The sequence below is a fragment of the Nonomuraea aridisoli genome (assembly GCF_003236395.1).
In the GTDB taxonomy this organism is placed as follows: domain Bacteria; phylum Actinomycetota; class Actinomycetes; order Streptosporangiales; family Streptosporangiaceae; genus Nonomuraea; species Nonomuraea aridisoli.
The window spans coordinates 1-4,258 of sequence record NZ_POUD01000452.1 but is presented as its reverse complement, the minus strand read 5'-3'; the positions used below and the strand labels follow the sequence as shown (position 1 = coordinate 4,258).

The 4,258-nt window shown below is 70.0% G+C and carries 3 protein-coding genes; 1 reads left to right on the top strand and 2 read right to left on the bottom strand.

Annotation, left to right across the window (positions count from 1 at the left end; all coding sequences use genetic code 11):
- A partial coding sequence (locus tag C1J01_RS46575) for a GH39 family glycosyl hydrolase (RefSeq protein WP_111185403.1) occupies nt 1-1,206 on the top strand: 1,206 nt, incomplete at its 5' end.
- Nucleotides 1,207-1,211: 5 nt separating this feature from the next.
- On the opposite strand, the gene C1J01_RS46570 is transcribed toward C1J01_RS46575, so the two are convergent.
- Together C1J01_RS46570 and C1J01_RS46565 are read right to left on the bottom strand one after the other, a co-directional pair.
- Entirely contained in the window at nt 1,212-1,814 is a 603-nt protein-coding gene (locus C1J01_RS46570) for a hypothetical protein (protein ID WP_111185402.1), read from the bottom strand.
- A 145-nt stretch (nt 1,815-1,959) separates the two neighbouring features.
- Nucleotides 1,960-4,258 (bottom strand): hypothetical protein (locus C1J01_RS46565; RefSeq protein WP_220040463.1); only part of this gene is annotated, 2,299 nt, incomplete at its 5' end.

The window sequence follows — 4,258 nt, the reverse complement described above, 5'->3', positions numbered from 1 at the left end:
ACCCTGCAGCAGCCGCCCGCGCTGCCCGACTGGCCGCGCTGGGGCGTCACGCACACCCAGTTCAGCGCCGACAACGAGCCGGAGCAGGTCGCCGAGGAGGCCAGGGGCGTGCTCGGCCGCGTCCCCATGCTGCAGAACCAGCACATCATGGGCTGGGGCGTGGGCAACCCCGAGCCGAGCCCCGGGCAGTTCAACTTCCGCGACCTCGACCGGCGGCTGACGTTCATGTCGTCGTCGCGGGCGTTGCCGGTGATCACGTTGTGCTGCGCCCCCGACTGGATGAAGGGCGGCCAGGCCGGGCGTACGGACTGGAGCAAGAACCACACCGTCGCCCCCGAGCCCGAGCACTTCGACGACTTCGCCAACCTGGCGGCGCGGGTGGCCAAGCAGTACCCCACGGTCAAGCACTACATGGTGTGGAACGAGTTCAAGGGCTTCTGGAACGCCGACACCAACACGTGGGACGCCGAGGGCTACACGGAGATGTACAACAAGGTCTACACGGCGCTGAAGAACGTGAACCCCGAGATCCAGGTCGGCGGGCCGTACGTGTCGATCGAGAGCTACGCCTCGGGCCCGGCCTCGGAGCTGAGCGGGCCGTGGGGCACGGTCGACCAGCGGGCGCTGGACGCCATCAAGTACTGGATCGACCACAAGAAGGGCGCCGACTTCATCGTCGTCGACAGCGCCACGATGACGAAGGACAAGGGCAACATGCCCGACCACTTCGCCGCCCAGGGCAAGTTCAGCGCCATCACCGCGTGGCTGCGGCAGCAGAGCGGCGACATGCCGGTCTGGTGGGCCGAATGGTACGTCGAGCCGGAGAACTCCGGCTGGAGCGAGGAACAGCGCACGGCCGTGCAGGCCAGCGCGCTGATCGAGTTCGCCAAGAGCGGCGTCACCACGGCCCTGTACTGGAACCCGCAGCTCGACGGAGAGGGCGAGTGCCCCGGGTGCCTGTGGGCGCCCCAGGTGGGCGGCGAGATGCCGATGGCGGGGCTGCTCAGCGGGTTCACCCGGTGGTTCCCCGCGGGGGTGCAGGCGCAGGAGGTGCGCGCTTCCGACCCGCGGATCAAGGCGCTGGGCCAGGAACGCCAGGTCGTCATGGTCAACACCGCCGGCGAGCCCGTCACGGCCACCGTGGACGGTCGCCAGCTCACGCTCGGGCCGTACGAGGTCAGGTGGTCCGGGCGCGGCGGCGCCTGACCGTCTCAGGGCGTCGGCGCCGTTGACTCCCCGGAGGGTCGGGCGCCGATGCCCCAGTAGTGCGCCGCGACCGCGTAGCCCTGCCGGCCGCGCTCCGCGACCGGCTTGGCGACGGCATGGCTGCGCGCGGAGCGCCGGCTCCACATGTGCCGCAGATGCTGGACCGCCGCGATGTCGGGCAGGTCCTTCGGCCGCCGCGCGGCCTCCTTCCAGGCCAGCACGTGACCCAGCCGCATGAACGGCATCCCGTCGATGATGTCGGCGTTGTCGATCAGGTCGTCGGTCGGCCACCCGGGCGTCCACCGGTCGACGAACTCGATCGCCACCGACGGATGCACCACCCTGAGCCCGTGGCCCGACAACGCCGGCTGCGGCGTGCCGAGGGTGAGCACCTGCTGCCAGGCCGCGCCCCGGGCCAGCACGTCCAGATCGCCCATCCGGGCCCGCATGCCGCGGACGTAGAGGGCCGCCGAGCCGCACACGACGTAGTCGCCCGCCGACAGGGCGAGCCGGGCCAGCTCGGCGAACAACCCCGCCGGATCGGTCAGCAGAACACTGGGGGCGGCCGGAGGGCGCGCCTGCGAGAAGGCCGCGCTCTGAGACATCATGTGATCCGTCCTTCGGACTGCCTGGGGGGCGCCGGGGGCTGCTGACCTGACGTCAGCTGATCTTATTCACCCCCCGCCCGCCGCCTCCGGGCAGGGGCCCGGGATGACCGTCCGCTCTCCCCGGCGCCGCCGGGGAGAGCGGGGCTCACATGTTGTTCTGCGCGATGTAGACGAACCGCTCCACGATGACCGCCAGCGCCACCACGAAGGAGGGCACCGCCAGATACAGCAGCCGCCTGCGGGCCTTCGGCGCCCGGTTCGGGCCGTTCAGCCGGATGATCTCGTAGCCGAAGAGCGCCACCCACGTCAGGGCCAGCGCGCCGATGCCCACCGGCGTCCACGGCGTGGTGGGATCGCCGCGCCCCTGGTACGGGTTCGGCTCGGGGATCTCGGTGCCGCGGACGAAGTTCTTCCAGGTGTACAGGGCCGCGTCCTCGTTGGAGTACACCCGCTTCAGGTCGGGCGAGGCGTCCAGCGCCGCCCGGAACCTCTCGCCCCAGTCGTCCGAGAAGCCCTGGTTGAGCTGCAGGTAGCTGACCTGCCCCCGGCTCACGATGAGGTACGAGTTGCGCGGCTGCTCCTTCAGCGCCTTCACCGCGTCGGAGATCTTCGTCGGATCCGCGTGCACGAGCGCCTGGACGTTGAAGTTGACCAGCTCGATGTCCCGCTCGCCCCACGGCAGCGTCGGCGTGACCTCGGGGCCCAACTTGGGCACCAGGTAGAGCACGCGCGCGCTCGGCTTGTCGTGGTCGTAGATGTAGTGCAGGGCCGCGACCTCGCCGGTGGTGACGCGCTCGAACTGCTCGTTGCCGTACCGGGCCAGGAGGAACGCCATCGCGAACACGATCGCGAAGGCCGCCGCCAGCACGACCGAGATGCGCTTGGTCAGCTCCGGGCTGAAGCGCACGTTCCGCTTGCGGACCGGCACCGTCTCCTCGCGCACGTCCGCGCTGTCGGCCGGCATGTTCGGGAAGAACGCGTACGCGGCCAGCAGACAGGCGCCCGGCAGCGCGAACATGTAGATGCGCAGGCCGATCTCGCCGCCGTAGCTCTGCAGGGCCAGCGCCATCACCGGCACGCACAGCAGAATGAGCGCCGAACGGTCGAACACCCCGCGCCGCAGCCGCCGGAACAGGCCGGTCGCCGCCAGGCTGAGGATCACCACCAGGATGCCGAGCCTGGCCTGCAGCACCATCGCGTGCGCCGGGTCGGTGCCCTCGATGCGGTCACCGGTGTTGCTGCGCAGGTTGGCGAGGACGTTGCCGAGGCCGCCGAAGATCGTGTCGATCTGGCTGGCCCAGAAGCCCACCGTCATGAAGCTGATCCAGGCCAGCGTCACCAGGCCGAGGAAGAACGGCAGCGCCCACGTCAGCGACGTGCGCTTGAACAGCAGGAACGCCGTCACCACACCGAGCATCATGAACGGCGTGATCTGGTGGGAGGCCACCGACGCGATGAACAGCGCCAGCAGCATCATGAACATGAGCAGCTTGTCGGCACGGTAGGTGCCGGTGTTGGCCAGCTCGCCCGGCGTCATCGCGTCGAGGCGGCCGATGAGCTTGCGCAGCCCCTTGGGCGGGATCGGCTTGGTGCGCGGCTCCACCCGGCCGAACCACCTGAGCAGGATCGCCACGAACGCCAGATAGAGGGCGAACGTGAAGCCTTGGGGGGAGAAGTAGTCCTGACCGATCCACTGCACCAGCACGAACAGCAGCGCCGCGAACCACCGAGCCCGCGTCGTCGCCACCACCTGGCGCAGGATCAGTACGAACGGCAGCAGGTAGAGCAGGTTCGTCAGGAGTGGCGTCCACTGCAGGATCGTGGACATGTCGGTGATGCCGGCCGCCTTCGTCACGAACGCGAACAGCGCGAAGTAGCCCGGCCAGCCCATGCGGGCGTCGATGTTGATCGCCGTCTCGCCGGTCCTGCCGATGAACTCCACGAAACCGGCATGGATGTACGCCGTGGGGAAGCGCGGCTCCTCCGCCACGAGCGAGCCGGCGCCGTGCAGGGCGAACGTGATCGCGGCGATCTGGAACAGCAGCAGGAACTTGCGGTCGGTGCTCTGCGCGACCGTGACGAAGAACGACACGATCATGATCAGGATGGCGATGAACGCCGTCGCCGGGAGCGCCGAGATCAGGCCGAGCCCGTCGATGTCGGACGGGTCCACGCCCCGCAGCGGCCCCGGGGGCGCTTTGAGGGCGAGGATGTACATGATCAGACCCTCGACGACCAGCAGCGCGGGCAACCACTTGGGCGCACTGGCGAGCAGCGCACTCAGCCGCCCCCGCACCCCGCCCTGCTTCCCGGCCGGCTGCGCGACTTGCTGCGGCACCCCGTACGGCACCTGCCCCGGCGCACCACCGGGAGCCTGCGCGTCACCGGGCGCGGCCTGCGGCTCCCCAGGCGCCGGCTGCAACAACCCCACAGCCCCATGCGCC

What these genes read in the sequence shown, in the direction of transcription:
- C1J01_RS46570 (WP_111185402.1), bottom strand. Translation starts at nt 1,814, where the DNA reads ATGATGTCTCAGAGCGCGGCCTTCTCGCAGGCGCGCCCTCCGGCCGCC.